The following is an 814-nucleotide window of genomic DNA, read 5'->3' as shown; positions in this document are numbered from 1 at the left end:
CAAGAGTTTGAAGCGATTGATCAAAAAATTAATAGCAGTATTTTAAATTCAACTCCGATACTAAGAGGTGGTTATTCGTGAAAGCGGACAGAGAAAAAGAAGAGTACCGTTTTCGCTCTATGATAACACGAGCACAGGAAGACCAAGAATTGAATAAACGGAGACAACGAAATTTGCAAGAATAGCAAGAAGAGATTTACATAGTAGCACAAAAGGAACAACGACTATACGCTGAAACCATTTCTTACGCAGAGGAAGGCGAGCGTGGGTATTTTCAAGAAAGTATGGATGAAAGCCAGTGGCTAAGTAGAAAGATTCAAGAAGAGTTATCCAAACAACAGGAAGCACTACAAGGAGACTACCGAAATTTGGTGAAACAGGAAGAAGAACTTCTTTTTCAACGGCAAAAGAGGTGGCAGGGGGAGGAATCTAATGAGTCTTGATTTTTTTGTAGGAGAGATGCAAGCGCAAGCAAATGAAGCAAGTCGGATGGCAAGTGAAGCCAATCAGGCTGTTTCTTTGATGCAACAAAGTATTCATCAGTTTTTATCGGCTCCGTTGTCTAGTAAAACCTATGATACAGCGAAACGGTATTTTTCCGTGGCCTATTTGCCGTTAGGACAATCTGTTATAATGGTAGGAGAATCCTTAACGACTGCCCATCAAAGAATGATTAGCGATTTTCAAGGCATGGTCGGCGGCTGCGATATTCAAGAAGAGATTTTAAAAAATCAAATTCAGCAATGGGAGCAATTAAAATATCAGCTGTCGTTACAAATTGACCAAGCGAAAGAATGGAAGCCAGATTTAGAAC

General features: G+C 39.9%; 2 protein-coding genes. Both read left to right on the top strand.

What is annotated here, in order from left to right; genetic code table 11:
- Nucleotides 1-284: 284 nt before the first annotated feature.
- Nucleotides 285-443 (top strand): hypothetical protein, encoded by a 159-nt coding sequence (locus BCR26_RS19065; RefSeq protein WP_245677029.1) that lies wholly within the window; start codon nt 285-287, stop codon nt 441-443.
- On the top strand, nt 433-814 hold a 382-nt coding region (locus BCR26_RS17380; protein ID WP_245677027.1), incomplete at its 3' end, for an LXG domain-containing protein. The genes BCR26_RS19065 and BCR26_RS17380, both read left to right, overlap by 11 nt.

The organism is Enterococcus rivorum (assembly GCF_001742285.1).
Taxonomy (GTDB): Bacteria; Bacillota; Bacilli; order Lactobacillales; family Enterococcaceae; genus Enterococcus_L; species Enterococcus_L rivorum.
This window is presented reverse-complemented; position numbering and strand designations above follow the sequence as displayed.

Coding starts and splice junctions, on each gene's coding strand:
- BCR26_RS19065 (WP_245677029.1), top strand. CDS start 285: ATGGATGAAAGCCAGTGGCTAAGTAGAAAGATTCAAGAAGAGTTATCC.